This window comes from Streptomyces longisporus, from assembly GCF_039532765.1.
GTDB lineage: Bacteria > Actinomycetota > Actinomycetes > Streptomycetales > Streptomycetaceae > Streptomyces > Streptomyces longisporus.
Genome location: NZ_BAAASG010000014.1, coordinates 310,162 through 337,052, shown reverse-complemented (window position 1 = coordinate 337,052; position 26,891 = coordinate 310,162). Strand labels below are relative to the sequence as shown.

23 protein-coding genes are annotated in these 26,891 nt (G+C 71.0%); 9 read left to right on the top strand and 14 right to left on the bottom strand.

From position 1 onward, the window contains the following. The first annotated feature begins 94 nt into the window (after positions 1–94). Together ABD355_RS30495 and lgt are read left to right on the top strand one after the other, a co-directional pair. Positions 95–862, top strand: a complete 768-nt coding sequence (locus ABD355_RS30495) for a DsbA family protein (RefSeq protein ID WP_344404021.1) — start codon at positions 95–97, stop codon at positions 860–862. A 105-nt stretch (positions 863–967) separates the two neighbouring features. Then, a complete protein-coding gene (lgt, locus tag ABD355_RS30490) occupies positions 968–1,978 on the top strand; it encodes a prolipoprotein diacylglyceryl transferase (RefSeq protein WP_344404020.1) in 1,011 nt (336 codons plus the stop codon). 58 nt (positions 1,979–2,036) lie between these two features. On the opposite strand, the gene ABD355_RS30485 is transcribed toward lgt, so the two are convergent. The 10 genes from ABD355_RS30485 to ABD355_RS30440 form a co-directional block, all read right to left on the bottom strand. Beyond that, the gene (locus tag ABD355_RS30485) at positions 2,037–2,864 is read right to left on the bottom strand and encodes an HpcH/HpaI aldolase/citrate lyase family protein (RefSeq protein WP_344404019.1); all 828 of its coding nucleotides are present in this window, start codon (positions 2,862–2,864) and stop codon (positions 2,037–2,039) included. Beyond that, the gene (locus ABD355_RS30480) at positions 2,861–2,998 is read right to left on the bottom strand and encodes a hypothetical protein (RefSeq protein ID WP_344404017.1); all 138 of its coding nucleotides are present in this window, start codon (positions 2,996–2,998) and stop codon (positions 2,861–2,863) included. The genes ABD355_RS30485 and ABD355_RS30480 overlap by 4 nt, the downstream gene beginning before the upstream one ends. Then, positions 2,995–3,132 carry a hypothetical protein gene (locus tag ABD355_RS30475; protein ID WP_344404016.1) on the bottom strand — a complete coding sequence of 46 codons (138 nt, stop codon included), beginning with the start codon at positions 3,130–3,132 and terminating at the stop codon, positions 2,995–2,997. The genes ABD355_RS30480 and ABD355_RS30475 overlap by 4 nt, the downstream gene beginning before the upstream one ends. Beyond that, positions 3,129–3,266 (bottom strand): hypothetical protein, encoded by a 138-nt coding sequence (locus ABD355_RS30470; RefSeq protein ID WP_344404016.1) that lies wholly within the window; start codon positions 3,264–3,266, stop codon positions 3,129–3,131. Before ABD355_RS30470 ends, ABD355_RS30475 begins: the two co-directional genes overlap by 4 nt. Continuing rightward, positions 3,263–4,456: a CaiB/BaiF CoA transferase family protein gene (locus tag ABD355_RS30465; RefSeq protein ID WP_344404015.1), complete on the bottom strand. Its 1,194-nt coding sequence runs from the start codon at positions 4,454–4,456 to the stop codon at positions 3,263–3,265. Before ABD355_RS30465 ends, ABD355_RS30470 begins: the two co-directional genes overlap by 4 nt. Then, positions 4,453–5,346: a ribokinase gene (gene rbsK / locus ABD355_RS30460; RefSeq protein WP_344404013.1), complete on the bottom strand. Its 894-nt coding sequence runs from the start codon at positions 5,344–5,346 to the stop codon at positions 4,453–4,455. The genes ABD355_RS30465 and rbsK overlap by 4 nt, the downstream gene beginning before the upstream one ends. Further along, the gene (locus ABD355_RS30455) at positions 5,343–6,866 is read right to left on the bottom strand and encodes an ADP-ribosylglycohydrolase family protein (protein WP_344404012.1); all 1,524 of its coding nucleotides are present in this window, start codon (positions 6,864–6,866) and stop codon (positions 5,343–5,345) included. The genes rbsK and ABD355_RS30455 overlap by 4 nt, the downstream gene beginning before the upstream one ends. Beyond that, positions 6,854–8,020: an ADP-ribosylglycohydrolase family protein gene (locus tag ABD355_RS30450; protein ID WP_344404011.1), complete on the bottom strand. Its 1,167-nt coding sequence runs from the start codon at positions 8,018–8,020 to the stop codon at positions 6,854–6,856. Before ABD355_RS30450 ends, ABD355_RS30455 begins: the two co-directional genes overlap by 13 nt. A gap of 8 nt (positions 8,021–8,028) precedes the next feature. Beyond that, positions 8,029–9,438, bottom strand: a complete 1,410-nt coding sequence (locus ABD355_RS30445; RefSeq protein ID WP_344404078.1) for an ADP-ribosylglycohydrolase family protein — start codon at positions 9,436–9,438, stop codon at positions 8,029–8,031. Between the two features lie 573 nt (positions 9,439–10,011). Further along, positions 10,012–11,100 (bottom strand): ADP-ribosylglycohydrolase family protein, encoded by a 1,089-nt coding sequence (locus ABD355_RS30440; RefSeq protein WP_344404010.1) that lies wholly within the window; start codon positions 11,098–11,100, stop codon positions 10,012–10,014. A gap of 277 nt (positions 11,101–11,377) precedes the next feature. Between ABD355_RS30440 and ABD355_RS30435 the strand changes: the two genes are divergently transcribed. The 3 genes from ABD355_RS30435 (at position 11,378) to ABD355_RS30425 (ending at position 18,559) form a co-directional block, all read left to right on the top strand. Continuing rightward, positions 11,378–12,109, top strand: coding sequence for a VIT1/CCC1 transporter family protein (locus ABD355_RS30435; protein WP_344404009.1), 732 nt, complete (start codon positions 11,378–11,380; stop codon positions 12,107–12,109). A gap of 401 nt (positions 12,110–12,510) precedes the next feature. Further along, on the top strand, positions 12,511–17,103 hold the full coding sequence (gene gltB / locus ABD355_RS30430; protein WP_344404008.1) for a glutamate synthase large subunit: 4,593 nt from the start codon (positions 12,511–12,513) through the stop codon (positions 17,101–17,103). Continuing rightward, positions 17,096–18,559 (top strand): glutamate synthase subunit beta, encoded by a 1,464-nt coding sequence (locus ABD355_RS30425; protein ID WP_344404007.1) that lies wholly within the window; start codon positions 17,096–17,098, stop codon positions 18,557–18,559. Before gltB ends, ABD355_RS30425 begins: the two co-directional genes overlap by 8 nt. 167 nt (positions 18,560–18,726) lie before the next feature. Here the strand turns inward: ABD355_RS30425 and ABD355_RS30420 are convergent, their stop codons facing one another. Both ABD355_RS30420 and ABD355_RS30415 read right to left on the bottom strand, forming a co-directional pair. Continuing rightward, positions 18,727–19,398, bottom strand: a complete 672-nt coding sequence (locus ABD355_RS30420) for a hypothetical protein (protein ID WP_344404006.1) — start codon at positions 19,396–19,398, stop codon at positions 18,727–18,729. 56 nt (positions 19,399–19,454) lie between these two features. Beyond that, positions 19,455–20,366 (bottom strand): rhomboid family intramembrane serine protease, encoded by a 912-nt coding sequence (locus ABD355_RS30415; RefSeq protein ID WP_344404005.1) that lies wholly within the window; start codon positions 20,364–20,366, stop codon positions 19,455–19,457. Between the two features lie 133 nt (positions 20,367–20,499). Here ABD355_RS30415 and ABD355_RS30410 point away from each other — a divergent pair, with 133 nt between their 5' ends. Together ABD355_RS30410 and qcrB are read left to right on the top strand one after the other, a co-directional pair. Next, a complete protein-coding gene (locus ABD355_RS30410) occupies positions 20,500–21,225 on the top strand; it encodes a vWA domain-containing protein (protein ID WP_344404004.1) in 726 nt (241 codons plus the stop codon). 245 nt (positions 21,226–21,470) lie between these two features. Next, positions 21,471–23,120 (top strand): cytochrome bc1 complex cytochrome b subunit, encoded by a 1,650-nt coding sequence (gene qcrB / locus ABD355_RS30405; protein ID WP_344404003.1) that lies wholly within the window; start codon positions 21,471–21,473, stop codon positions 23,118–23,120. On the opposite strand, the gene ABD355_RS30400 is transcribed toward qcrB, so the two are convergent. After that, on the bottom strand, positions 23,095–24,078 hold the full coding sequence (locus ABD355_RS30400) for an acyl-CoA dehydrogenase family protein (protein ID WP_344404002.1): 984 nt from the start codon (positions 24,076–24,078) through the stop codon (positions 23,095–23,097). The genes qcrB and ABD355_RS30400 overlap by 26 nt on opposite strands. A 181-nt stretch (positions 24,079–24,259) precedes the next feature. After that, on the bottom strand, positions 24,260–25,399 hold the full coding sequence (locus ABD355_RS30395) for an acyl-CoA dehydrogenase family protein (protein ID WP_344404001.1): 1,140 nt from the start codon (positions 25,397–25,399) through the stop codon (positions 24,260–24,262). Between the two features lie 48 nt (positions 25,400–25,447). Between ABD355_RS30395 and ABD355_RS30390 the strand changes: the two genes are divergently transcribed. Together ABD355_RS30390 and ABD355_RS30385 are read left to right on the top strand one after the other, a co-directional pair. Further along, the gene (locus tag ABD355_RS30390; protein ID WP_344404000.1) at positions 25,448–26,239 is read left to right on the top strand and encodes an SDR family oxidoreductase; all 792 of its coding nucleotides are present in this window, start codon (positions 25,448–25,450) and stop codon (positions 26,237–26,239) included. 26 nt (positions 26,240–26,265) lie between these two features. Next, a complete protein-coding gene (locus tag ABD355_RS30385; protein WP_344403999.1) occupies positions 26,266–26,877 on the top strand; it encodes a TetR/AcrR family transcriptional regulator in 612 nt (203 codons plus the stop codon). Positions 26,878–26,891: the final 14 nt, after the last annotated feature.

Below are 26,891 nucleotides of genomic sequence, written 5' to 3'. Positions count from 1 at the left end.
TCACGTGGGTCCGCTCGTTTCGCGGGGGTCCTCCGAACGAGTGGATCTGGGGCCGGGGAGGCGCATTGCGCCTCCCCGGCTTCGTTCTGGGGGTGTGAGCGACAAGAACCGAGACGGAAAGCGCACCGCCCGGGAGCGGCTGGCGGTCGAGCGTGAGAAGCAGAAGGCCGCGGAGAAGCGACGGCGGACGCTGATCGTGGGCGCGAGCGTCGTCTGCGTCCTCGGCCTCGCGGCGGTGATCGGGGTGGTCGCCGCCAACGCGGGCAAGGACAAGAACAAGAGCTCGGGCCCGGTCGTGGCGCCTTCCGGGGCGCAGGGCAAGGACGGCCTCGCGATCGCCGTGGGCAAGGAGGGCGCCAAGCGGACGCTCACCATCTGGGAGGACTTCCGCTGCCCGGCCTGCCAGGCCTTCGAGACGGTGTACCGGCCGACGCTCCATGAGCTGACCGACTCCGGCAAGCTCAGAATCGAATACCACCTGGTCCGGCTGATCGACGGCAACCTCGGCGGTACCGGCTCGCTGCGTGCGGGCAATGCCGCCGCCTGCGCGCAGAACGCCGGAAAGTTCCGCGACTACCACGACGTGCTCTACGAGAACCAGCCCAAGGAGACCGTCGACACCTTCGCCGACAACGCCAAGCTGATCGACCTGGCGCGCAAGGTGGGCGGTCTGGACACGGCGGCCTTCCGCACGTGCGTCGACGGCGGCAGACACGACAGCTGGGTCGACAAGTCGAACGCCGCCTTCAAGGCCGGCCGTTTCAGCGGGACCCCCACCGTGCTGCTCGACGGCAAGAACATCTACCAGGACCAGACGCTGACACCGGCGAAGCTGAAGCAGATGGTGCTGGCGGCGAAGTAGGGCGGGCCCAGGCCCTGGGGTAAGAGTTTCACGCCCGCCCGTTATGGACCCGTAGCCGGGCTGCTTGCCGTCGGCCCGGCCCGGCACGGTAGCGTCGACTCTGCCATGGAAGAACTTGCCTACATTCCGAGCCCGTCGCGCGGGGTGCTGTACCTCGGCCCCATCCCGCTGCGCGGCTACGCATTCTGCATCATCATCGGCGTCTTCGTCGCGGTCTGGCTCGGCAACAGGCGCTGGATCGCCCGGGGCGGGCGAGCCGGCACGGTGGCCGACATCGCTGTCTGGGCGGTGCCCTTCGGCCTGGTCGGCGGTCGCCTGTACCACGTGATCACGGACTACGAGCTGTACTTCAGCCAGGGCCGTGACTGGGTGGACGCCTTCAAGGTGTGGCAGGGCGGCCTGGGCATCTGGGGTGCGATCGCGCTCGGCGCGGTCGGCGCGTGGATCGGCTGCCGCCGCCGGGGCATCCCGCTGCCCGCCTACGCAGACGCCATCGCCCCCGGTATCGCCTTCGCGCAGGCGATCGGACGCTGGGGCAACTGGTTCAACCAGGAGCTGTACGGCAAGGAGACCCACCTTCCCTGGGCGCTGCACATCACGTCCTCCGCGGACGGCCGGGTGCCCGGGTACTACCACCCGACCTTCCTCTACGAGTCCCTGTGGTGCATCGGCGTCGCGCTGCTCGTGATCTGGGCCGACCGCCGCTTCAAGATGGGACACGGCCGGGCGTTCGCGCTGTATGTCGCCGCGTACTGCGTGGGCCGGGCGTGGATCGAGTACATGCGCGTCGACGACGCCCACCACATCCTGGGCCTGCGGCTCAACGACTGGACCGCGGGGATCGTGTTCCTGCTAGCGGTGGCGTACATCGTGGTGTCGGCGAAGAAGCGGCCCGGCAGGGAAGAAGTGGTCGAGCCGGGTGCCGCGGAGGAAGCGGCCGAGGCCGACGGCGAGGGCGCCGTGGCCCTCGACAAGGACGAGGTGGACTCCCCCTCGGCGAAGCAGGACGCGGAGGGCTCCGCAGCGGAACCCGAAGAACGTGCAGAACCCGAGGCCGCGGAGAACGAGGCGGAGGACAGCGCGAAGGACAGCGCCGAGTCGGCCAAGAAGAGCTGACCGTCCGGTCGTACGTCGACGAGGGCGCCCGGGCCACGAGGTCCGGGCGCCCTCGTCTTCAGTTCCGGCGGGCGAGTGACAGTGTGCGGTGCGCTGCCGCCACCACGGCCGCGTCGATGAACCTGCCGTCCGGCAGGGCCTGGGCGCCCTGCTGGGTCATCGCCGCCTTGACGATCGTCTCGGCCTCCTCGACCTCCCGCTCCGTGGGGAGGTAGGCCCGCTCGATGACGGGGAGTTGGCGGGGGTGGATGGCCGCGCGGCCCAGGAAGCCGAGGGCGCGGCCGTGGGCGCAGGAGGCCGCCAGGCCCTCCAGGTCGCGGATGTCCGGATGGACCGACTGCGGTGCCGGGGGCAGGCCCGCCGCCCGGGCGGCGACCACGACCCGGGAGCGGCACCAGTCGAGGCCGGCGTCCTCGCGTACCCCCAGGTCGGCCCGTAGGTCCGCTTCTCCGAGGGCGATGCCGCGCAGGGCGGGGTGGGCGCAGGCGATGGCATGGGCGTGTTCGACGGCCAGAGCGGATTCCAGAAGGGCGTACAGAGCGGGCGTACCGCCGGCGGGCGTGGACCGTTCCGCGGTGCGGATGATCTGCTCGGGAGAGGTGACCTTCGGCAGACGCAGCGCCGAGAGACCGGGCCGCCCGGTCACCGCCTCCAGATCCCGGGACGCCAGCGGCCCGTCGAGGGCGTTCACGCGGACGTGGACGGGGACCGGCTGCGGGGCGGAGAGCAGCTCGGCGGTGGCCGCGCGGGCGTACTCCTTGCGATCCGGGGCGACCGCGTCCTCCAGATCGATGACGACGACGTCGGCCCCGGCGGTCAGCGCCTTGGCGACCACGTGCGGGCGGTCACCGGGAGCGTAGAGCCAGGTGAGCGGGGGCGCTGTCATACGACGCCCTCCTCGCGGAGGGTCGTCGGTTCGGCCGGGCTGAGGCCGAGACCGGTCGGGACGGCCAGTGTGTCGGCGCCGTGGGGGCGGTGTGCCCGGTGGGTTGTGTCGGAGGGGCGGAGGTGCTGGGTCATACGGCGCCCTCCTTGCGGAGGGTGGTCGGTTCGGCTGGGGTGAGGCCGAGGCTGGTCGGGAGGGTGTGGGTGTTGGCGGCGTGGGGGCGGTGTGCCCGGTGGGTTGTGTCGGAGGGGCGGAGGTGCTGGGTCATACGGCGCCCTCCTTGCGGAGGGTGGTCGGTTCGGCCGGGGTGAGGCCGAGGCTGGTCGGGAGGGTGTGGGTGTTGGCGGCGTGGGGGCGGTGTGCTCGATGGGTCGTGTCGGAGGGGCGGAGGTGCTGGGTCATACGGCGCCCTCCTTGCGGAGGGTGGCCAGTTCGGCCGGGGTGAGGCCGAGGCTGGTCAGGACGGTCTCGGTGTCGGCGCCGTGGGGGCGGCCTGGCCAACGGATTGCGCCGGGGGTGGCGGAGAGGCGGAAGAGGACGTTCTGCATGCGCAGGGGGCCCAGGTCGGGGTCGTCGAGGGTGGTGATCGTGTCCAGGGCCGCGTACTGCGGGTCGGTCATCACGTCCCGTACGTCCTGGATGGGCGCGACCGCGGCCTCGGCCTTCTCGAAGGCCGCGAGGACCTCTTCGCGGGTGCGCCCGGCGATCCAGCTGCCGACCGCCTCGTCCAGGACGTCGGCGTGCCGGGCGCGGTCGGCGCCCGTCGCGAACCACGGCTCGTCGATCAGCTCCGGGCGGCCCACCAGGCACATCACGCGTTCCGCGATCGACTGCGCGGAGGTCGAGACGGCGACCCAGGTGCCGTCGGCGGTGCGGTAGGTGTTCCGGGGCGCGTTGTTGGCCGACCGGTTGCCGGTGCGCTGCTGCACGTAGCCCAACTGGTCGTACCAGGTCGGCTGGGGGCCGAGGACGGTCAGGATCGGCTCGATGATCGCCATGTCGACGACCTGGCCCTCGCCGGTGCGGTCACGGGCGGACAGCGCGGTCATGACGGCGTAGGCGGTGGCCAGACCGGCGATGGAGTCGGCGAGGCCGAAGGGCGGCAGCGTCGGAGGTGCGTCCGGTTCGCCGGTGATCGCGGCGAAACCGCTCATGGCCTCGGCGAGCGTGCCGAAGCCGGGGCGGTGCGCATACGGGCCGAACTGGCCGAAGGCGGTGACCCTGGTGAGGATCAGACGGGGGTTGGCGGCGGACAGCTCCGCCCAGCCCAGGTCCCACTTCTCCAGCGTGCCGGGGCGGAAGTTCTCGATGACCACGTCGGCGGTGGCGACAAGACGCAGCAAGGTGGAGCGGCCGCCCGGCTTCGACAGATCGAGGGTGATGGTGTGCTTGTTGCGGCCGAGGACCTTCCACCAGAGGCCGACGCCCTCCTTCGACGGGCCGTGGCCACGGGAGGGATCGGGCTTTACCGGGTGCTCCACCTTGATGACCTCCGCGCCGAAGTCGCCGAGCATCGTGGCGGCGAGCGGCCCGGCGAAGAGGGTGGCGAGGTCGAGGACACGCAGACCGGTGAGCGGGGCAGCTTCGTTCATGACGCGAACTGCGCTTCGATCTCCGGGCGGCAGGGCATCGACGCCGACGCTCCGGGCCGCTGGACGGAGAGCGCCGCGGCCGCGCCCGCCCAGGCCAGCGCGGACCGCATCGGTCGCCCCTCGGTCAGTGCCACGGCGAGGGCGCCGACGAACGTGTCGCCCGCGCCCGTCGAGTCCACGGCGGTCACCTGCGGCGCGGGGACGGTGAGCGGTTCGGCGCCGCGGGCCGCGTACAGGCTGCCCTGCGCGCCGAGGGTGACGACCACCTCCGGCACCTGGTCGAGCAGGGCCGCGGCCGCGGCGGCCGGGTCGGTACGGCCGGTGAGGGTGGTCGCCTCGTGCTCGTTGGGGACCAACAGGTCCGTGGCGGCGAGCAGTTCGGGCGGCAGCGGCCGGGCGGGGGCCGGGGTGAGGATCGTACGGATGCCGTGGGCGCGGGCGGCCCGCGCACCCGCCAGTACGGCCGCGAGCGGGATCTCCAGTTGGAGGAGCAGGGCGTCGGCGGAGGCGATGAGACTGTCGTCGCCGGGGACGAGGTGGTCGACGGTGCCGTTGGCGCCGGGGATCACGACGATCGAGTTGCCGCCCTTGTCGTCGACGACGATATGGGCGGTGCCGGAAGGGCCTTCGACGGTGCGCAGAAGGTCGGTGTCGACGCCCGAGTGCTCCAGGGTGGAGCGGAGACGCGTGCCGAAGGCGTCGTTGCCCACCGCGCCGATCATCGAGACGGTGGCTCCCGCGCGGGCTGCGGCGATCGCCTGGTTCGCGCCCTTGCCACCCGAGATCGTGCGGAACTCACGTCCCGTGACGGTCTCTCCACGCTGCGGGGCCTTCTCGACGTAGGTGACGAGGTCCATGTTCGTGCTGCCCAGTACGACGATGTGGGTCATGGGCGGGATGCCTCCCGGAGGGTGAGATGGGCCAGGGCGTCGAAGCCGATGCCGTTGAAGTCGCCGACGGAGGTGGCCAGTCGGTTCTTGAGGGGGGTGGTCCAGCGGTCGGGCAGGGCGACGGGGTCGCCGGTGAGGAGGCCGGCGATGCTGCCTGCTGTGGCGCCGTTGGAGTCCGTGTCCCAACCGCCCGACACGGTACGGCAGATGGACCCGGTGAAGTCGCCGTCCGCGTGGGTGAGGGCGGCGGCGATCAGGGCCGTGTTGGGGACGGCGTGGACCCAGTGGTGGGTGTCGGCGTGCATGGCGTGGAGCTCGTCCACGACGGTGTCGAAGTCGGCATGTTCCTCGGCGAGTTGGATGGCGTGGCGGACTGTTCTGGACAGGCGGGAGCGGGGTGGGACCACCGTGAGGCCGGTGCGGAGGCAGGCGTGGATGTCGCGCGTGGCGGTGGCTGCCTGCGCGATGGTGGCCGCCGTGAACATCGCCGCGTAGACGCCGTTGGCGGTGTGGGTGAGGGTGGCGTCGCGGTGGGCCTGTTCCGCTGCGGCGGCCGGGTTGCCGGGGTTGGTCCAGCCGTGGACGTCGGCTCGGATCAGGGCGCCGATCCATTCGCGGAAGGGGTTGCGGTGGCGGGCCGTTTGGGGCGGTTCCAGGCCGAGGAGGAGGTTGCGGTAGGCGATGCGTTCGGCGGTGAAGGTGCGGCCGGCCGGGAGTTCCGTGAGCCAGAGCTCGGCGACGTCGGTGGTGGTGAAGTGTTTTCCGTGGCGCCTGAGCAGGAGGAGGTTGAGGAGGGGGTAGTTGAGGTCGTCGTCCTCGGGCATGCCGTCGATGTTCTCGGCGAGGGAGGTGGTTGCCGAGCGGCGGTTCCAGGGGTGTTGCAAGAGGAGGGCTTCTGGGACGCCGCGGGCCGTGAAGTAGGTGTTCAGGGGCCAGTTGCCGGTGGACTGCGCCAGTTGGCGGATGGCTTCCAGGGGGAGTTTTTCCACCGGTTTGCCCAGGAGGCAGCCGACTGCTCTGCCCAGCCAGGCGGCTTCCAGGTGCCGGTGCGTTGGGGTGGCTGTCGGGGCGGGATCGCCGGCCCGCGCGGGCGGGGTGCCGCCTGCGCCCACCCGTGCCGCCCTGGGCGGCACGATCGCCCGCAGGCTGGGTGGGGCCACGGATCCCGGGCTGGGTGGGGTGACGGGACGCAGGCTGGGTGGGGTCAGCGGCCGCAGGTCGGGGGAGGGGACGGCGGCCGGCCAGTCGGGGCACAGGGATTTGATCCGGGCCAGATCGGTTGGTTCCTCCTCCGCCAACCTGCTGGGCAGCTCCGCGAGTTCGTCCAGCAGGTCCCTCGCCAGCAGCCGCAGATAGCGCGAGGCCGGGGCAGCTGACGCGCCTGCGCGCAGGGGGGCCTGGGTGCCGCCGGCGGCACGCCATCTCGCTGCGATCGCCGACGGCTCGCGGCCGTCCAGGGCCGCCTGGCGTAGTTCGTGACCGATCAGGTCCTCCGGCTGGACCCAGGTCAGTCGGAGCATCTTGGGTCTCCGAGGTCGATGAACGCCGACTCGTGGGCCCTGCGGCGGTGTACGTCCCGTTCGAAGATCTCGCGGGTCACGGCGGTCAGGGTCGCCGCCGGTTGCCACAGGTCCAGGCGGCTCGCCTCCGCCACCTGCTTCGACCAGTCCTCCGGGACCGGGGAACCCAGCGCCCCGGCGAGCGCACCGGTCATCGTGGCGATCGAGTCGCAGTCGCGGCCGTAGTTCACCGCGCCCAGGACCGCGTGCCGGTAGTCGCCGCGGGACACCAGCAACATGCCCAGCGCGACGGGGAGTTCCTCGATGGAGTGGAGGCGGGACGGGCGGCGGGCCCCGAGGGACGGGGCGCGGTAGTCCGGGCCGACCGTGTCGTAGGGGGCGACTGCTTCCCGTAGCGGAATCAGGGCCGATTCGAAGTCCGTGTGTCGGGACGCCTCTTCGCACACCTTCTCGATCGCCGTGCGGGTGCCGTCCTTCGCGAGGGACAGGGCCGTGGTGACGACCGAGTCCGGGGTTGCCCCGGGGGTGGTCGCCGCGGCCACCGCCGCCGCGAAGACGCCTGCCGCCTCGCGGCCGTACGAGGACTGGTGGGCGCCCGCGATGTCGATCGCCTCGGTGTGGGCGGCCGTGGGGTTGGCCGCGTTCACCAGGCCCACCGGCGCCATGTACATCGCCGCACCGCAGTTGACGATGTTGCCGACGCCGGCCTCGCGGGGGTCGACATGGCCGTAGTGGAGGCGTGCCACCAGCCACTTCTCCGCGAGGAAGATGCGGTGCAGGGGGAGGGCCTCCTGCTCCAGTTCCGGGATCCAACGGGGGGTCGTCATCAGGTCGGGGACCAGGTGGTCGGCGATCGCGTAGGCGTCGAGGTGGTCGCGGACCCGGTCGTAGACCCGGATCAGGGCGTGCGTCATCAAGGTGTCGTCGGTGACGTGGCCGTCGCCCTTGTGGTACGGCGCGAGGGGGCGGGCCGTGCGCCAGGCCTCGCCGTTCCAGGGGCCGACGATGCCGTGGACGCGGCCGCTGTGGCGTTCGAGGATCTGGTCGGGGGAGTAGCCCTCGACGGGGCCGCCGAGGGCGTCGCCGACCGCCGCGCCCACGAGGGCCCCGGTGATCCGGTCCTCGAGGCTGGTTCTGGGGTTTTTGGGCCTCATGGCCCGAATCATCCTCCTGGTGGGGCCGGTTGTGCGGCTTCCAGGAGTTCGGCGAGTTCCACCAGGTCGGTGCCGGTGAGGCGGGGGAGAGCGCAGCCGGAGAGGGTTCGGCAGGCTTCCCGCCAGGTGGCGGGGATGCACGCGCTGCCGCCCAGCGCGCCGGTGAGGGCGCCGACCAGGGCCGGGGCCGAGTCGGCGACACGGGAGAGGCAGGCCGCGGCCGGTACCGCTTCGGCGATACGGCCGTTCGACGCGGCGGTCAGGGCCAGGGCCACCGGGACCGTTTCGGCTGCGGCGATGCCGTAGCTGTAGACGTGGTCGACGATCTGGTGTTCCAGGAGGGGGACCAGGGTGAAGGCGGTCTCGGCGTCGGCGGCCAGTTCGAGGGCGTGGCGGGCGTTGCGGCCGATCTCCGTGGTCTCGGGGAGTTCGGTGAGGGCCGCATCGACGCAGGTCTCGACGTCCCCGCCGACCAGGGCCAGTGCGAGGGCCGCCGCCATCGCCCGGGCGCCGTGCACTCCGTCGCCGTCCTGGGTGTAGCGGGCGTCGAACTCGGCCAGGTCCGCGGCGAGTCGGGGGGCGCCGGGGTGGGCCACGGCGAGTACGCAGGCCCGTACGCAGGCCGCGTCGTCGAAGTAGTGCGGGTTGTCGTGGCCGGTGGCGGGCGGACGCAGGCCGGTGGCGAGGTTGCCGAGGCCGGCGCGTACGGAGATACGGGCGCGGAGGGGGAGGACGGCGGACTCGACCTCCGGGGCACGGTCCGCAGCGGCGGCCACCTCGGCGGCGAGGGCGTTCCAGGTGAGGTCGATGGCGGCTCTTGTACGGCGTTGTCGGCTGAGGTCGGCCAGGGCGGTGTCGTCGCCGGCGCGCAGGAGTGCCTCCGCGGCGAAGGCAGCCCACTCGGCGTCGTCGGAGGGGCCCAGGCGGAGGGGTTCGGGGGGTTGGTTCAGGGCGATGGGGACGGGGAGGGTGGTGGTGGCGTTCTGTTCGGCGAAGGTGTCGAGTTCGCGGGTGAGGCGGCGTGTCCACTCGGGCATACGGGCGGCTCGGTGGCGGGCGGCGGGCCAGCCGGCCGCATCGCCCGCAGCCAGACCGAGCAGAAGCCCGACGGTCCTCCCGGCCCGGGCGGTGCCCTGCGGGAGCCCGGCCGCCTCGGCGGCGCCTTGCGGGTGCGGGGGCTCGGCTGCCTCGGCGGGGTCCTGCGGGTGCGGGGGCTCGGTCGCCCCTTCGGGGCCCTGCGGGTGCGGAGGCTCAGCGGCCTCGGCGGGGTCCTGCGGGCACTGGGGCCAGGCTGCCCCTGCGGGGCCTTGCGGGTACTGGCGCTCGGCCGCCTCGGCTTCGCCATCGGCGCATTGGTTCCCACCCGCACCACCCGTGCGACTTTCGTCGTCGGGTGCGGGTGGCCCCTGTGGGGGGATTTCGCCGTTGGCGACTGCGGGTTCGGCCGTGCGTGGTTTGTGGTCGGGTGTGGGTGGTCTCTGCTGGGAGTTGTTGTCGTTGGCGGTCGTGGGTTCGGCCGTGCGTGGTGTGTGGTCGGGTGTGGGTGGTCTCTGCTGGGAGTTGTTGTCGTTGGCGGTCGTGGGTTCGGCCGTGCGTGGTTTGTGGTCGGGTGTGGGTGGTCTCTGCTGGGAGTTGTCGTTGTTGGCGGTCGTGGGTTCGGCCGTGCGTGGTCTGGCGTCGGGCGGGGGTGGTCCCTGTGAGGGCTTCTCGCCGTTGGCCGGGGGGGCGGGCGTGCATGGTTTGTTGTCGGGTGCGGGTGGCCCCTGCTGATCGGTCTCCTCGGTGGCGGCTGCGCCTCGGGTCAGTCGCGCGGGGGCGCACGTGCGACTTTCGTCGTCGGGTGGGGGTGGCCCCTGTCGAGGGGGCTCCGTGGCGTTCGCCGTGGGGGTGGCCGGGTGGGTTTCCGTCTCGGATGCGGGGGTGGGGTCGGTCGGCTCCGTCGTGCCCTCGTTCCAGGGGGCGGGTGGGCTCATCCGGGCGTCTCCGTCTCGTCAGTTGCGGCCAGGGTGAAGGCGGTGCGATCCGGCAGCGGGAAGTCCGTGCGCCCCAGCACGGCCCGTGGGGGGGTTCCGTGCGGACGCGGCCTCGTCCGGGACCAGTAGGTCCGCGATCTCCAGTACGTGGTGGCCCGCCATGGCCGGCAGGCAGCTGCCCCGGGCCGGGCCGATGGCGGCTGCCCAGGTCGGGGGGATCGCCGCGACCCCCTGGGTCGCTCCGGCCAGTGCGCCCGCCACCGCTGCCGTCGTGTCGGCGTCCCGGCCCATGTTGACCGCCGTGAGCACCGCGTCGCGGAAGTCGCCGTCCGCCGTCGCGTAGGCGCCGAAGGCCAGGGCGACGGCCTCGGGGGCCAGGTCGGTCCAGGGGTAGCCGCCGATGACGACCGCCGAGCGGACCGCCCGTTCGCCGCGGTGGGCCACCGCCACGGCCCGGCGCAGTGATCGGGCCGTCCAGGAGTCGTCCGGGACGACCGCCAGTGCGGAGGCCACGACGGCGTACGTCGGTGCGCCCGCCATCGCCGCGGCCACGCCCGCCGCGACCGCCTGGCCGCCGTGGATGCCCTCGCCGTCATGGCTCACCGAGCCGTCGATCGCCACCAGTCGGGCCGCCTCGGCGGGGCGGCCCGCGGCGAAGACGCCGAAGGGGGCCGCACGCATGGCCAGGCCGTCGCTCCAGGCGTGGCGGTGCTGGGCCGAGATGGGGGCGGCGAGGCCGCGGCGGAGGTTCTCCAGGGTGCCTCGTTCGCTGAATCCCGCGCCCCGGAAGGGGCCCTCCTCGCGGTCCGCGATCCACTCGTGCCAGGCCGCCTCCACGTGGGAGGGGGTGAGTGCCGAGCCGTGCCGGGCCAGCAGCAGGCCGGAGAAGATCGCGTACTCGGTGTCGTCCGTACCGGCCGGCTTGTCCGTCACATAACCCGTGATGCGGCCCCAGCGGGCACGGATCTCCGAGGGCTTCAGGTTCTCGGCCGGGGCCCCGAGCGCGTCGCCGACGGCCAGGCCAAGCAGCGCTCCCCGCGCCCGCTCGCGGAGGCCGGTGGCGTTCCCGGGCGAGGGGACCGAGGGAGTGCAGGCGATCGATGCCATACGCGGCCTCTCCGGGAGCGGGGTTCGCACAGGGCGCGAAACCCTTTGCCCATGTGTCCCACCGTCGGCGGTTGACCTGCGCCTGGGACGGAGCCATGTCACCCGGTCGACATTTGTGCGGCTTTCCGCACGGGTGAGCGCAGCGAGGTAAAGCTGCAGGTTAGCCGAGCCTTTCCTTGCTGGCGGGACGGGAATTCGCGGCGTAGGTTTGCTGTTGTCGAAGAGTAGAACTTGTCCAAAGTTAGCTTTGGCTTAGCTTCCCTGGGGGACCCCCGCAATGGCGATCATCGAGACCGAGGCCGCGCTGCACGTGGCGCACCGCGACAACCACACGCACCGGGATGTGAACGGCGGCTGGCTGCGACCCGCGGTTTTCGGTGCGATGGACGGGCTGGTCTCCAACCTCGCGCTGATGACCGGCGTCGCGGGCGGGGCCGTGAGCCAGCAGACCATTGTGCTGACCGGGCTCGCGGGACTCGCCGCCGGTGCCTTCTCCATGGCCGCCGGGGAGTACACCTCCGTCGCCTCGCAGCGTGAGCTCGTCGAGGCCGAGCTGGATGTGGAGCGGGCCGAGCTGAGGAAGCACCCGGCGGACGAGGAGGCCGAACTCGCGGCACTCTACGAGGCCCGGGGTGTCGAGCCGGAGCTGGCGCGGGAAGTGGCCCGGCAGCTGTCGAAGGACCCCGAGCAGGCCCTGGAGATACACGCCCGTGAGGAACTCGGCATCGACCCCGGGGATCTGCCCTCGCCGCTCGTCGCCGCCGTGTCCTCGTTCGGTTCCTTCGCGCTGGGCGCCCTGCTGCCGGTGCTGCCGTATCTGCTCGGCGCGACCGCGCTGTGGCCTGCCCTGCTGCTCGCGTTCTTCGGGCTGTTCGCCTGCGGTGCCGTGGTGGCCAAGGTGACCGCGCGGGCCTGGTGGTTCAGCGGGTTCAGGCAGCTCGCACTGGGTGCCGCGGCGGCCGGTGTGACGTACGCCCTGGGCATCGTGTTCGGAACGGCCGTAGGATAGGGCGGCTACAAGTTATGCGTTGGGCCGCATAAGTAGCCGTTACTCGCTGGTTTCGAATGCTTAACCACCGGGCATGAGCCGTAAGCGCTGTGGGCAATGAGGCCTGCCGCGCACCCGCGGGAAGGGCGACGCAGCCCTCCCCGTCTTTCGGGCCGATGGACATCGATCTGTCTCACTCGGTCCCCATAGCTTCCACCGCAGGCGCGGTACCCGCACTGCAGCCGCGCGGTGTCCGCATGCTGGAACGGAATATCCCGGTTTCCGAGAACCGCTCCATCATGTAACCTGCACGAAATTTTGCACTCCGCAGAGGGCCAACGTCGTCCCTTCGCAAGCACTCCCCCAGAGCCTCAAGGGCCTGGGAGGGGCCCCAGCCACTTGAGACGACGACGGGAGAGCCGATGCGTACGCCGCGCCAGCCGTCCCAGCACTCCGCGAATGGCCAGAACTGGTCCTTCATGGATGCTCGCCCTGCTGCGCAGGGTATGTACGACCCCCGCAACGAACGCGACGCGTGCGGCGTCGGCTTCGTGGCGACCCTCACCGGCGAGGCGTCCCACACCCTGGTCGAGCAGGCCCTGACGGTGCTGCGCAACCTGGAGCACCGCGGCGCCACCGGCTCCGAGCCCGACTCGGGTGACGGCGCCGGCATTCTCTCCCAGGTCCCCGACACCTTCTTCCGTGAGGTGGCCGGATTCGAGCTGCCCGCGGCCGGTGCCTACGCCGTCGGTATCGCCTTCCTGCCGGAGGACGGCACGGACGAGGCCGTCTCGCAGATCGAGACGATCGCCGCCGACGAGGGCCTCACCGTCCTCGGCTGGCGCGAGGTTCCTGTCGCGCCCGAACTGCTCGGCGCCACCGCCCGTTCGACGATGCCCGCCTTCCGGCAGATCTTCGTCACCGACGGCGCCTCGGAGGGCATCGACCTCGACCGCAAGGCCTTTGTGCTGCGCAAGCGCGCCGAGCGTGAGGCCGGTGTCTACTTCCCGTCGCTCTCCGCGCGCACCATCGTCTACAAGGGCATGCTGACCACCGGCCAGCTGGAGCCCTTCTTCCCGGACCTCTCCGACCGCCGCTTCGCGTCGGCCATCGCGCTGGTCCACTCGCGCTTCTCCACGAACACCTTCCCGTCGTGGCCGCTCGCGCACCCCTACCGCTTCGTCGCGCACAACGGTGAGATCAACACCGTCAAGGGCAACCGCAACTGGATGGTCGCCCGCGAGTCGCAGCTGGTCTCCGACCTCTTCGGCGACAAGGGTCTGGACCGCGTCTTCCCGATCTGCACGCCGGACGCCTCCGACTCCGCGTCCTTCGACGAGGTGCTCGAACTCCTGCACCTGGGCGGGCGTTCGCTGCCGCACTCGGTGCTGATGATGATCCCGGAGGCGTGGGAGAACCACGACTCCATGGACCCGGCCCGTCGCGCCTTCTACAACTTCCACTCCACGATGATGGAGCCCTGGGACGGTCCGGCCTGCGTCACCTTCACCGACGGCAAGCAGGTCGGCGCGGTCCTCGACCGCAACGGCCTTCGCCCCGGCCGCTACTGGGTCACCGACGACGGCCTGGTCGTCCTCGGCTCCGAGGTCGGCGTCCTCGACATCGACCCCTCCAAGGTCGTCCGCAAGGGCCGGCTGCAGCCCGGCAAGATGTTCCTCGTCGACACGGTCGAGCACCGCATCATCGAGGACGACGAGATCAAGGCGGCCCTCGCCGCCGAGCAGCCGTACGCCGAGTGGATCGAGGCCGGTGAGATCGAGCTGGGCGACCTGCCCGAGCGCGAGCACATCGTCCACACCCACGCCTCGGTCACCCGCCGCCAGCAGACCTTCGGTTACACCGAGGAGGAGCTGCGCGTCATCCTCGCGCCGATGGCCAAGGCCGGTGCCGAGCCGATCGGTTCGATGGGTACGGACAGCCCGATCGCCGCGCTCTCCGAGCGCCCGCGGCTGCTGTTCGACTACTTCACCCAGCTGTTCGCGCAGGTCACCAACCCGCCGCTGGACGCGATCCGCGAGGAGCTCGTGACCTCGCTGCGCAGCTCCCTCGGTCCGCAGGGCAACCTGCTCGACCCGACGGCCGCCTCCTGCCGCAGCGTCGTCCTGCCGTTCCCGGTGATCGACAACGACGAGCTGGCCAAGCTCATCCACATCAACGCCGACGGTGACATGCCCGGCTTCAAGGCCGCGACCCTCTCCGGCCTGTTCCGGGTCTCCGGCGGCGGCGACGCCCTCGCCGCGCGCATCGAGGAGATCTGCGCCGAGGCCGACGCCGCCATCGAGAACGGCGCCCGGCTGATCGTCCTGTCGGACCGCCACTCGGACGCCGAGCACGCGCCGATCCCGTCGCTGCTGCTCACCGCGGCCGTCCACCACCACCTCATCCGCACCAAGCAGCGCACCCACGTGGGCCTGCTGGTCGAGGCCGGCGACGTCCGCGAGGTCCACCACGTCGCGCTGCTCATCGGCTTCGGTGCCGCGGCCGTCAACCCGTACCTGGCGATGGAGTCCGTCGAGGACCTGGTCCGCGCGGGCACCTTCCTCTCGGACATAGAGCCCGAGCAGGCCATCCGCAACCTGATCTACGCCCTCGGCAAGGGCGTCCTGAAGGTCATGTCCAAGATGGGCATCTCGACCGTCGCCTCCTACCGCGGCGCCCAGGTCTTCGAGGCCGTCGGTCTCGACGAGGCCTTCGTCGAGAAGTACTTCAACGGCACGGCCACCAAGATCGGCGGCGTCGGCATCGACGTCATCGCCAAGGAGGTCGCCGCCCGTCACGCCAAGGCGTACCCGGCGAGCGGCATCGCGCCCGCCCACCGTGCGCTGGAGATCGGCGGCGAGTACCAGTGGCGCCGCGAGGGTGAGCCGCACCTGTTCGACCCGGAGACGGTCTTCCGCCTCCAGCACTCCACGCGCACCGGCCGCTACGACGTCTTCAAGAAGTACACCCAGCGCGTCAACGAGCAGTCCGAGCGGCTGATGACGCTCCGCGGTCTGTTCGGCTTCAAGTCCGACCGCCCGTCGATCTCCATCGACGAGGTCGAGCCGGTCTCCGAGATCGTCAAGCGCTTCTCCACCGGCGCCATGTCGTACGGCTCCATCTCGCGCGAGGCGCACGAGACGCTCGCCATCGCCATGAACCAGCTGGGCGGCAAGTCCAACACCGGTGAGGGCGGCGAGGACCCGGACCGTCTTTACGACCCGGCCCGGCGCAGCGCCATCAAGCAGGTGGCCTCCGGCCGCTTCGGCGTGACCTCCGAGTACCTGGTCAACGCCGACGACATCCAGATCAAGATGGCCCAGGGTGCCAAGCCCGGCGAGGGCGGCCAGCTGCCCGGCCACAAGGTGTACCCCTGGGTCGCCAAGACCCGGCACAGCACCCCGGGCGTGGGCCTGATCTCCCCGCCGCCGCACCACGACATCTACTCCATCGAGGACCTCGCCCAGCTGATCCACGACCTGAAGAACGCGAACCCGCAGGCGCGGATTCACGTGAAGCTGGTCTCCGAGGTCGGCGTCGGCACGGTCGCCGCGGGTGTCTCCAAGGCGCACGCGGACGTGGTCCTGATCTCGGGTCACGACGGTGGCACGGGTGCCTCGCCGCTGACCTCCCTGAAGCACGCGGGCGGTCCCTGGGAGCTCGGTCTCGCCGAGACCCAGCAGACGCTGCTGCTCAACGGGCTGCGCGACCGCATCGTCGTCCAGACCGACGGTCAGCTGAAGACCGGCCGTGACGTCGTCATCGCCGCGCTGCTCGGCGCCGAGGAGTTCGGTTTCGCGACCGCGCCGCTCGTCGTCTCCGGCTGCGTCATGATGCGCGTCTGCCACCTGGACACCTGCCCGGTCGGCATCGCCACCCAGAACCCGGTCCTGCGCGACCGCTTCTCCGGCAAGGCCGAGTACGTCGTCAACTTCTTCCAGTACATCGCCGAAGAGGTCCGCGAGATCCTCGCCGAGCTGGGCTTCCGCTCCATCGAGGAGGCCGTCGGCCACGCCGAGGCGCTCGACGTCACGCGTGCCGTCGACCACTGGAAGGCACAGGGCCTGAACCTGGAGCCGCTGTTCCACGTGCCGGCGCTGGCCGAGGGCGCGGTGCGCCACCAGGTCATCGCGCAGGACCACGGCCTGGAGAAGGCGCTCGACAACGAGCTGATCAAGCTCGCCGCCGACGCCCTGGCCGCGGACTCCGCGACCGACGCCCAGCCGGTGCGCGCGCAGGTCGCGATCCGCAACATCAACCGCACGGTCGGCACCATGCTCGGCCATGAGGTGACGAAGAAGTTCGGTGGCGCCGGTCTGCCCGACGACACGATCGACATCACCTTCACGGGCTCCGCCGGCCAGTCCTTCGGCGCCTTCCTGCCGCGCGGTGTCACGCTGCGCCTGGAGGGCGACGCCAACGACTACGTCGGCAAGGGCCTCTCCGGCGGCCGTGTGATCGTCCGCCCGGACCGGGGCGCCGACCACCTCGCCGAGTACTCGACGATCGCCGGCAACACCATCGCCTACGGCGCGACCGGCGGCGAGCTCTTCCTTCGCGGCCGTACCGGCGAGCGGTTCTGCGTCCGCAACTCCGGTGCCACGGTCGTCTCCGAGGGCGTGGGTGACCACGGCTGCGAGTACATGACCGGCGGTCGCGCGGTGGTCCTGGGCGAGACGGGCCGCAACTTCGCGGCCGGTATGTCCGGCGGCATCGCGTACGTGATCGACCTGAACGTCGACAACGTCAACGTCGGCAACGTCAGCGCCGTCGAGGCCCTCGACGACACCGACAAGCAGTGGCTGCACGACGTGGTGCGCCGCCACCAGGAGGAGACCGGCTCCACGGTCGCCGAGAAGCTCCTGGCCGAGTGGGACACCGCGGTCGAGCGCTTCAGCAAGATCATCCCCAGCACGTACAAGGCAGTGCTCGCCGCCAAGGACGCCGCCGAGCAGGCGGGACTCTCCGAGTCCGAGATCACCGAGAAGATGATGGAGGCGGCGATCAATGGCTGACCCGAAGGGCTTCCTGAACCACGGCCGTGAGGTCGCCAAGTCCCGCCCGGTCGAGGTGCGTCTGAAGGACTGGAACGAGGTCTACGTCCCCGGTTCCCTGCTGCCGATCATCAGCAAGCAGGCCAGCCGGTGCATGGACTGCGGCATCCCCTTCTGCCACAACGGCTGTCCGCTCGGCAACCTCATCCCCGAGTGGAACGACTACGCCTACCGCGAGGACTGGTCGGCCGCGTCGGAGCGTCTGCACGCGACGAACAACTTCCCGGAGTTCACGGGCCGGCTGTGCCCCGCCCCGTGCGAGTCGGCGTGTGTGCTGGGCATCAACCAGCCGCCGGTGACCATCAAGAACGTCGAGGTCTCGATCATTGACAAGGCGTGGGAGACCGGGGATGTCGCCCCGCAGATCCCGGAGCGCCTCTCGGGCAAGACGGTCGCGGTCATCGGCTCGGGCCCCGCGGGCCTGGCCGCCGCCCAGCAGCTGACCCGGGCGGGCCACACGGTCGCCGTCTACGAGCGCGCGGACCGCATCGGAGGCCTTCTCCGGTACGGCATCCCCGAGTTCAAGATGGAGAAGCGGCACATCAACCGCCGTATCGAGCAGATGCGCGCGGAGGGCACCCGCTTCCGTACCGGGATCGAGATCGGCCGCGACCTCAAGGCGACCGACCTGAAGAAGCGCTACGACGCGGTCGTCATCGCCGCCGGTGCGACGACCGCCCGTGACCTCCCGGTCCCCGGCCGCGAGCTCAAGGGCATCTACCAGGCGATGGAGTACCTGCCCCTGTCGAACAAGGTCCAGGAGGGCGACTACGTCACCTCCCCGATCTCGGCCGAGGGCAAGCACGTCGTGGTCATCGGCGGCGGCGACACCGGCGCGGACTGCGTGGGCACCGCCCACCGCCAGGGCGCGGCCTCCGTCACGCAGCTGGAGATCATGCCCCGTCCGAACGACGAGCGGGACAACGTCACCCAGCCGTGGCCGACCTTCCCGATGCTCTACAAGGTCACGTCCGCGCACGAGGAGGGCGGCGAGCGGGTCTACTCCGTCTCCACCACCCACTTCGAGGGCGACGAGGACGGCAACGTCCAGTGGCTGCACCTCACCGAGGTGGAGTTCATCGAGGGCAAGCTGACCCCGAAGCCGGGCACGGAGCGCAAGATCCCCGCCCAGCTGGTGACGCTGGCGATGGGCTTCACGGGCACCGACCGGGAGAACGGCCTGGTCGAGCAGTTCGGCCTGGAGCTCGACGAGCGCGGCAACATCGCTCGCGACGCCGACTTCCAGACCAATGTGCCCGGCGTGTTCGTCGCCGGTGACGCGGGCCGCGGCCAGTCGCTCATCGTGTGGGCGATCGCGGAGGGCCGCTCGGCCGCCCGCGGCACCGACCGCTTCCTCACGGGCGCCAGCGACCTGCCGGCCCCGATCCGCCCGACGGACCGTGCCCTGATGGCCTGACGGTCCCTCATATACGTCCCGTACAAAGGCGTACGGGCGGGATATCTGGGGGCAGTGACATCAGCGGCTCTGCCGCGGGCCCCCAGACCCCCCGAGACGGCGCCTGCCCGACTGTCCCCGACCGGACGCCTGGGCAGGCGTCGTTGCATGTCCGCCTCCGGGCGGGCCTACTCGTACCAGACCCCCTGCAGCGGGCCGCGCTCGGTGACGGCCCGCGCCCCGGCCGGTACGACGGCCCTGCCGCGGTCACCGCGGACATGCTGGTAGAGCGTGGGTGTGGGCAGCCCGACGGTCTGGATCCAGCCCTTGCCGTGCACATGGCCGGCCGCGATCAGCTCCTCCGCCTGACCGGCCGGAGCCAGGTCCCTGCGGTACATCTGGCCGATCGTCCGGTCCTCGTCGGCGTAGGCGAAGCGTGCCGCGTACGCGTACCGGTCGTCGTTCAGCCAGACGTACAGCACGACGGGCTTGTCCAGCACCGACCTGAACCACCGCGCCGACCGCTCGGCCAGCTGGTCGACCGTGCCGGTGGCCTCCAGCGCCCAGGCGGAGGGACGTTCGGGCAGCAGGAACAGCTGGTTGTGCAGACGGTCGCCGCGGACGCGACCGCCGTAGAAGTGGACACCGACGTCGATCAGATGGCGTCGGGCACCGGGGTCGCCGCAGGACAGACAGGCGACCAGCGCCTCGTCGGTCCGGTCGAGCCAGCCGTCGACGCGGTCCTCGGTCCAACCGGCGGTGCGCTCGTGCAGCGCGGCCGCGAAGGCGCGGTCGTCGTCGGTCAGTTCGAGCTCTTCGACGTCTTCCGGTTCGATGACGAACCACGGGTGCTCAGCCATGGCCGGAAGCGTACGGTCGGCCCCGTCGGCCGGACACCTGGTTTTCCCGTGCCCGGTCAGGCCGCCAGTTCCGTGGCCTTCGCGACCGTCAGGATCACAAGGAGCGCCAGCAGGGCGACGCATGCGCCCGCCTGGACGAGGTTGCGGCGCCGGTCGCGGGGTGCGTACGCATAGGCGAGGGTCACCGCACCGCCGGCCAGCAGCCCGCCGAGGTGGCCCTGCCAGGAGGTGAGGCCCGCGGAGATCAGCAGCCACAGCAGTAGGCCCGCCATGAAACGGTTGACCTGGCTCATGTCGGCGCCCAGGCGGCGCGCCATCACGTAGTACGCAGCCCCGAGGCCGAAGATCGCGCCGGATGCGCCGAGGGTGGGGGTGTCGGGCGCGATCAGCAGCACGAGGACCGAACCGCCGAGCGCGGACAGCAGATAGAGCGTGATGTAGCGGATGCGGCCCAGCTGGGACTCCACCACCCGGCCGATGTTCCACAGCGACACCATGTTCATCACGATGTGCAGGATGCCGAACGTCCCCCCGGTGACCGGCAGATGGAGGAACGCGCCGGTCAGCAGGCGGTACCACTCGCCGGCCACGACCCCTTCGGCGTGGAACTCCAAGGGGTGGTCGGCCACCCACATGTAGTGGCCGCCGTCCGGGCCGACCAGCCCGCGGCCCAGCATCTCGAATCGGTCCACGATCGACGGACGCACCAACTCGCCCAGATACGCGAGCACATTGAGCCCGATCAGGATGTACGTCACCATGGGCGCCGAGGTGATCCGGCCGCCGAACGCGGTACGCGCCTGCCGTACCGACCGCGCGCCCTCCCTCACGCACTCCACGCACTGGTGGCCGACGGCCGCCTCCCGCATGCAGTCCGGGCAGATGTACCGGTCGCAACGGGTGCAGCGGACATGGGACTCCACCTTGGGATGGCGGTAGCAGGTGGTGACGGTGGACTCGGATTCCACAGCCGGCTCCTCGGAGGGGTGGGACGGGCGGCGAGCCGGTGGGGACGGCGGCGAACAAAATAGCGAACGGCTGTGGCTGGTGGGAGTGGTGGGGTGGGCGTGACGTAACCTCGGCACGGACGAAGGGGGGAGCATGGCCGCGATCAGTCTCCGCAAGATCGAGGAGAGCGCGCCCGCGCTGGTCAGCCTCTACAAGAGCGCCGGGGTGTCGCTCCTGAAGCACGGGCTGGACGGGCTGCGGGCGGCGGTGTACCTCGTCGTCGACTACTCCGGCTCGATGAAGCCGTACTACAAGGACGGCAGTGTGCAGGCCCTCGCCGACCGGGTGCTCGGGCTGTCGGCGCATCTCGACGACGACGGGCGCGTGCCGGTGGTCTTCTTCTCGACGGACGTGGACGCCGAGACCGAGATCGCGCTCGCCGGCCACGAGGGCCGGATCGACCAGATCGTGGCCGGGCTCGGGCACATGGGCAAGACCAGTTATCACCTGGCGATGGACGCGGTCATCGACCACTACCTCGACAGCGGCTCGACCGCCCCCGCCCTGGTCGTCTTCCAGACGGACGGCGGCCCGATCAACAAGCTCGCCGCGGAACGCTATCTGTGCAAGGCGGCCGGACTGCCGCTGTTCTGGCAGTTCGTGGGTTTCGGGGACCCGGGCAGCAAGCAGTTCGACTTCCTGCGCAAGCTGGACGATCTTGCGGTGCCGCAGAAACGGATCGTCGACAACGCGGGTTTCTTCCACGCCGGATCGGATCCGGGGCGGATGACCGACGCCGAGCTGTACGACCGGCTGGTCGGCGAGTTCCCGGCCTGGCTGGCCGCCGCCCGGGCCCGGGGGATCGTGCGGTCGGCCTGAGAGCCGGTGAGTGGCTCTGATCGGGCCGCGCGAAGTCCGGTGCGGTTCGGCAGCGCCCCAAAGGGGCGCGGGACTGTGTTGACCATGCGGCTGGCGCGACGGGCCACCATGGCGCCGCACACGATCGACGGCCTCTCGCGCGCTTCCAGCGGAGCGCTCAGTCACTCGTACGGCTGCTCTCACCGTTGGCTTACCCGGGACGCCGTGCCACCCTGAGGATGATCCGACGGGGAGGCGACGAACGTATGGACGGCGCACGATCGGGGAACGACACGGCCGGCTCCGAGCGCAGGAAGCCGGCGGCCAAGGGTGAGAAGCTGGCGGACTGGGCCGACGGGCGGCTGGGTCTGTACGGGCTGGCCAAGGCCAATATGCGCAAGGTCTTCCCGGACCACTGGTCCTTCATGCTGGGGGAGATCTGCCTCTACAGCTTTCTCATCCTGATCCTCACCGGCATCTATCTCACCCTGTTCTTCGAGCCGAGCGGCGTCGAGGTGATCTACCACGGCTCGTACGTCCCGCTCAACGGCGTCCCGATGACCCGGGCCTACGAGTCCACGCTCGACATCAGCTTCGATGTGCGCGGCGGGCTGCTGATCCGGCAGATCCACCACTGGGCCGCGCTGGTCTTCGTCACCGGCATGCTCGTGCACATGATGCGGGTGTTCTTCACCGGCGCGTTCCGCAAGCCGCGCGAACTCAACTGGCTGTTCGGCTGGCTCCTGCTGTTCCTCGGCATCATCACCGGCCTGACCGGCTACTCGCTCCCCGACGACCTGCTGTCCGGCACCGGCATCCGCTTCGCCGACGGAGCGATCCTGTCGGTCCCGATCGTCGGGACGTATCTGTCCTTCTTCCTCTTCGGCGGTGAGTTCCCGGGGCACGACATCATCTCGCGGCTCTTCCCGGTCCATGTCCTGCTGCTGCCGGGGATCATGCTGGGCCTGGTCGTCGCCCATCTGATCCTGGTCTTCTACCACAAGCACACCCAGTACCCGGGGCCCGGACGGGACCAGAAGACGGTCGTCGGCATGCCCTTCCTGCCGGTCTACATGGCCAAGGCGGGCGGCTTCTTCTTCCTCGTCTTCGGCGTGCTGGCTCTCATGGGCGGCATCGCCAGCATCAACCCCGTGTGGGCCTTCGGACCCTACCGACCCGACCTGGTGACCACGGGAGCCCAGCCCGACTGGTATCTCGGCTTCTCCGAGGGCCTGATCCGGGTGATGCCGGGATGGGAGCTCAACTTCTGGGGCCACACCCTGGAGCTCGGCGTCTTCATCCCCTTCACGCTCTTCCCGCTGCTGCTGCTCGCCCTTGGCCTGTATCCCTTCCTGGAGGCCTGGATCACCGGCGACAAACGCGAGCACCACATCCTGGACCGGCCGCGCAACATGCCGGTCCGCACCGGCCTGGGCGCGGCCTGGCTGGCCCTGTACGTCGTGCTGCTGATCGGCGGCGGCAACGACATCGTCGCCACCCATCTGCATCTGTCCATCAACTCGATCACCTGGTTCGTGCGGGTCTCCTTCTTCGTGGCGCCGGTCGTCACGTTCCTCGTGACCAAACGAGTCTGCATGGGCCTGCAGCGCAAGGACCGGGACAAGGTGCTGCACGGCAGGGAGAGCGGCACCATCAAACGGCTGCCGCACGGCGAGTTCGTCGAGGTTCACGAGCCCCTCGCGCAGGACCAGCTGTTCACCCTCACCCAGCACGAGCAGAACCCGCCCTACGAGATCGGCCCCCTCGTCGACGCGAACGGCGTACGACGGCCGGTCAGGCCGGGGCAGCGGGTGCGCGCCCGGCTGGCCCGGGTGATGTTCGGCTCGGAGTCGCACATCCCGAAGCCGACGGTGGAGGAGTACCGGGAACTCACCAGCGGCGATCACCACCACTGAGGACCAGGGCCCGGCACTCCTCGGGCCCGCCCCACGCGGTGCGCAGGGCGCGGGCCTTGGTCAGCCACAGGGACAGGTCGTACTCCGCGGTGTAGCCGATCGCGCCGTGCAGCTGCAGCGCCGTACGGGCGGTGGTGTACGCCGCCTCGGATGCCGTGACCTTGGCGGCGGCCACGTCGGCAGGGGTCATGGTGAGCGCGGCACCGAACAGCAGGGGGCGGGCGAACTCCAACGCGATCCTCGCGTCGGCCAGTTGATGTCTGACGGCCTGGAAGGAGCCTATGGGGACGCCGAACTGGGTGCGCTGCCGGGCGTAGGCGACGGTCTGGTCCAGGAGCGCCAGTCCGAGGCCGAGGCACTGTGCGGCAGCGGCGAGGCGACCCCAGGTCAGGCCCTGGGTGACGGCCCCGGACACCTGCGCACCGGCGGCGAGCAGCTCCCCGCCCGCCGCCGGCGCGAACAGGCGGCGGGCGCGGTCGAGGGAGGGGTGCGGTCGCCCGGGCGGGGGCGCGAGGCGCAGCTCTGCGTCCCTCGTCACCACGGTCAGCCGTACGTCCGCCATGTCCGCGTCCAGCGCATACGGTCCCGTCGCGAGCGTCGCCGCCGACTCACCGGAGGCCAACGCGGGCAACAGGCGTTTCGCCGGTCCCGTGTCGTCGAGCGCGGCGAGCAGGGCAGCCGCCGCGACCGTCTCCACCACCGGCCCCGGCACCGCATGCCGCCCCAACTCGACGAACGCAACGGCCACTTCGACGGGACGGGGCCCCAGGCCGCCGTACTCCTCGGGGACCGCCAGCGCGAAGACGCCCGCCTCCGCGAGACGGGACCACAGCGCACGGCCGCTCGCGTGCCGGCCTCGGCTCCAGTCCCGCACGATCGAGGGGGTGTCGGCGGCGGTCAACATGGCGTCCAAGGACCGGGCGAACGCGCGCTGTTCGTCGTCAAGGAGGAAACGCATCAACGGCATCCCTTCAGGACCCTGGGCATGACTTCGGGCGGGCGATGTCCGCTACGGTTCGACAGCGCTCCAACGGGGCGCGGGGCCGTGTTGAACATGCGGCTACCGCCGCGCGGGCGCGCCAAGCCACGACGGCGCCGCAGACGACACACGGCCCATCGCGGCGCACCCGGCGGAGCCATTAGCGCCGCCCCTTCGGCAGACCGAGCAGACGCTCGGCGATGATGTCGCGCTGGATCTCGTTCGTGCCCGCGTAGATCGGGCCGGCGAGGGAGAAGACATAGCCCTCGGCCCACTCCGAGTCCGCCGCCTCGCCCTGTTCGCCGAGCAGGTCGAGGGCCGTCTCGTGCAGCGCGATGTCGTACTCGGACCAGAAGACCTTGTTCAGGCTGGACTCCGGGCCGATGGAGCCGCCCTCCAGGAAGCGGGAGGCGGCGGCGAAGGTGAACAGGCGGTACGCCCGGGCGCCGATCAGGGCGTCCGCCACCTGGGTCTGGGCGGCGGGCGGGCAGCCCTGTTGCCGCCAGAGGCGGTGCAGCCGTTCCGCCGCGGCCAGGAAACGGCCGGGGGAGCGGAGCATCAGGCCCCGTTCGTTGCCCGCCGTCGACATCGCGATCCGCCAGCCCTCGCCGGGCGCGCCGATCACGTCCTCGTCCGGCACGAACACCTCGTCCAGAAACAGCTCGGCGAACGCCGGTTTCCCGTCGAGGCGGCCGATCGGCCGGACGGTGACACCGGGCGCGCGCAGGTCGAACATCAGGTAGGTCAGGCCCTGGTGGGGTTTCGGGGCCTCCGGGTCGCTGCGGAACAGGCCGAAGGCGCGGTCCGCGAAGGCGGCCCGCGACGACCAGGTCTTGTGCCCGCTCAGCAGCCAGCCGCCGTCCGCGCGCACCGCCTTCGACCGCAGGGAGGCCAGGTCCGAGCCCGCCTCCGGCTCGGACCAGGCCTGCGCCCACACCACCTCGCCCGTGGCCATGGGCGGCAGCACGCGCGCTCTCTGCTCCTCGGTGCCGTGGTCGAACAGGGTCGGGGCGAGCAGACTGATCCCGTTCTGACCGACCCGGCCCGGGGCACCCGCCGCCCAGTACTCCTCCTCGAAGATCAGCCACCGGATGAGGCCGGAGTCCCTTCCGCCGTACGCCGTCGGCCAGTTGACGACCGACCAGCGGTCCGCGGCCAGTTGGGCCTCCCAGGCGCGGTGGGCCGCGAAGCCCTCCGCGGTCTCCAGGGACGGCAGGGGGGCGCGCGGCACCCGGTCCGCGAGCCAGGCCCGGGCCTCGGCGCGGAAGGCCTCCTCTTCCTGCGTGAAGGCGAGATCCATCGACTGCCATCCTTCCCTAACAAGTGTTTGGTAGGTTAGCGTGGGCCTATGACAGTCGTCGAGAGTCCCGTGTACGAGCCGGGGCACGGGCTGCTGAAGGGACGCACCGCCGTCATCACCGCGGCGGCCGGGGCGGGCATCGGCGGCGCCACCGCGCGGCGGTTCCTGGAGGAGGGCGCGCGCGTGCTGATCGGCGACACGCATGTGCGGCGCCTCAAGCAGTACGAGGCCGAGCTCGCCGGCGAGTTCGGGGCCGCGTCGGTCGCCGCTCTGCCGTGCGACGTCACCGAAGAGGGCCAGGTGCGGGCGCTGTTCGAGGCCGCCGTGCGGGAGCACGGGCGGCTGGACGTCGTGGTCAACAACGCCGGTCTGGGCGGCACGGCGGACCTCGTCGACATGAGCGACGAGCAGTGGGCCCGCGTCCTCGACGTGACGTTGAACGGCACCTTCCGGTGCACAAGGGCGGCGCTGCGGCTGATGCGGGCGGACGGACGCGGCGGCGTGATCGTCAACAATGCCTCCGTGGTCGGCTGGCGCGCCCAGGCCGGCCAGGCCCACTACGCCGCGGCGAAGGCGGGCGTGATGGCGCTGACCCGGTGCGCGGCGATCGAGGCCGCCGAGTACGGGGTGCGGGTCAACGCCGTCTCGCCGAGCCTCGCCATGCACCCGCACCTGGTGAAGGTGACGACGCCGGAACTGCTGGAGGAACTGACCGCACGCGAGGCCTTCGGACGGTACGCGGAGCCCTGGGAGGTGGCCAACGTGATCGTGTTCCTGGCGTCCGGCTACTCCTCGTACCTGACCGGAGAAGTCGTCTCCGTCAGCAGCCAGCACCCCTGAGGACCGGAGCGGACGACAATGGACCCGTGCCGACCAAGAAGAAGCCCCAGGTGACCGCCGCACCCGCCCGGCGGCGCGAACTCCTCGACACCGCTGCCGAGGTCTTCGCCGAGCAGGGCTACAACGCCACCACCGTACGCAAGATCGCCGACCACGCGGGCATGCTCGCGGGCAGCCTCTACTACCACTTCGACTCCAAGGAATCGATGCTGGAGGAGATCCTGCGCACCTTCCTCGACGAGCTCTGGGGCGGCTACGACACCGTCCTGGACGCCGGGCTGGGACCGCGGGAGACCCTGGAGGCCCTGGTCACCGAGTCGTTCCGGGAGATCGACCGGCACCGCGCCGCCGTCGCGATCTACCAGAAGGAGAGCAAGCAGCTGCTCGCGCAGGAGCGGTTCGCGTTCCTCGCCGACTCGCAGCGCAAGTTCGAGAAGGCGTGGCTGGCCACGCTGGAGCGCGGGGTCGCCGCCGAGGTCTTCCGGGCCGACCTGGACGTGCGGCTCACCTACCGGTTCGTGCGCGACACCGTGTGGGTGGCCGCGTCCTGGTACCGGCCCGGCGGGCAGCACAGCCCGGAGGAGATCGCCCGGCAGTACCTGTCGATGGTGCTGGACGGGATCGCCGTACGCACGTAACCCATGGGGAAGAC

Excerpts from the sequence above, each read along its gene's own strand:
- lgt (WP_344404020.1), top strand. The coding sequence starts at position 968 with ATGGAAGAACTTGCCTACATTCCGAGCCCGTCGCGCGGGGTGCTGTAC.
- ABD355_RS30485 (WP_344404019.1), bottom strand. The coding sequence starts at position 2,864 with ATGACAGCGCCCCCGCTCACCTGGCTCTACGCTCCCGGTGACCGCCCG.
- ABD355_RS30480 (WP_344404017.1), bottom strand. The coding sequence starts at position 2,998 with ATGACCCAGCACCTCCGCCCCTCCGACACAACCCACCGGGCACACCGC.
- ABD355_RS30475 (WP_344404016.1), bottom strand. The coding sequence starts at position 3,132 with ATGACCCAGCACCTCCGCCCCTCCGACACAACCCACCGGGCACACCGC.
- ABD355_RS30470 (WP_344404016.1), bottom strand. The coding sequence starts at position 3,266 with ATGACCCAGCACCTCCGCCCCTCCGACACGACCCATCGAGCACACCGC.
- ABD355_RS30465 (WP_344404015.1), bottom strand. The coding sequence starts at position 4,456 with ATGAACGAAGCTGCCCCGCTCACCGGTCTGCGTGTCCTCGACCTCGCC.
- rbsK (WP_344404013.1), bottom strand. The coding sequence starts at position 5,346 with ATGACCCACATCGTCGTACTGGGCAGCACGAACATGGACCTCGTCACC.
- ABD355_RS30455 (WP_344404012.1), bottom strand. The coding sequence starts at position 6,866 with ATGCTCCGACTGACCTGGGTCCAGCCGGAGGACCTGATCGGTCACGAA.
- ABD355_RS30450 (WP_344404011.1), bottom strand. The coding sequence starts at position 8,020 with ATGAGGCCCAAAAACCCCAGAACCAGCCTCGAGGACCGGATCACCGGG.
- ABD355_RS30440 (WP_344404010.1), bottom strand. The coding sequence starts at position 11,100 with ATGGCATCGATCGCCTGCACTCCCTCGGTCCCCTCGCCCGGGAACGCC.
- ABD355_RS30435 (WP_344404009.1), top strand. The coding sequence starts at position 11,378 with ATGGCGATCATCGAGACCGAGGCCGCGCTGCACGTGGCGCACCGCGAC.
- gltB (WP_344404008.1), top strand. The coding sequence starts at position 12,511 with ATGCGTACGCCGCGCCAGCCGTCCCAGCACTCCGCGAATGGCCAGAAC.
- ABD355_RS30425 (WP_344404007.1), top strand. The coding sequence starts at position 17,096 with ATGGCTGACCCGAAGGGCTTCCTGAACCACGGCCGTGAGGTCGCCAAG.
- ABD355_RS30420 (WP_344404006.1), bottom strand. The coding sequence starts at position 19,398 with ATGGCTGAGCACCCGTGGTTCGTCATCGAACCGGAAGACGTCGAAGAG.
- ABD355_RS30410 (WP_344404004.1), top strand. The coding sequence starts at position 20,500 with ATGGCCGCGATCAGTCTCCGCAAGATCGAGGAGAGCGCGCCCGCGCTG.
- qcrB (WP_344404003.1), top strand. The coding sequence starts at position 21,471 with ATGGACGGCGCACGATCGGGGAACGACACGGCCGGCTCCGAGCGCAGG.
- ABD355_RS30400 (WP_344404002.1), bottom strand. The coding sequence starts at position 24,078 with ATGCGTTTCCTCCTTGACGACGAACAGCGCGCGTTCGCCCGGTCCTTG.
- ABD355_RS30395 (WP_344404001.1), bottom strand. The coding sequence starts at position 25,399 with ATGGATCTCGCCTTCACGCAGGAAGAGGAGGCCTTCCGCGCCGAGGCC.
- ABD355_RS30390 (WP_344404000.1), top strand. The coding sequence starts at position 25,448 with ATGACAGTCGTCGAGAGTCCCGTGTACGAGCCGGGGCACGGGCTGCTG.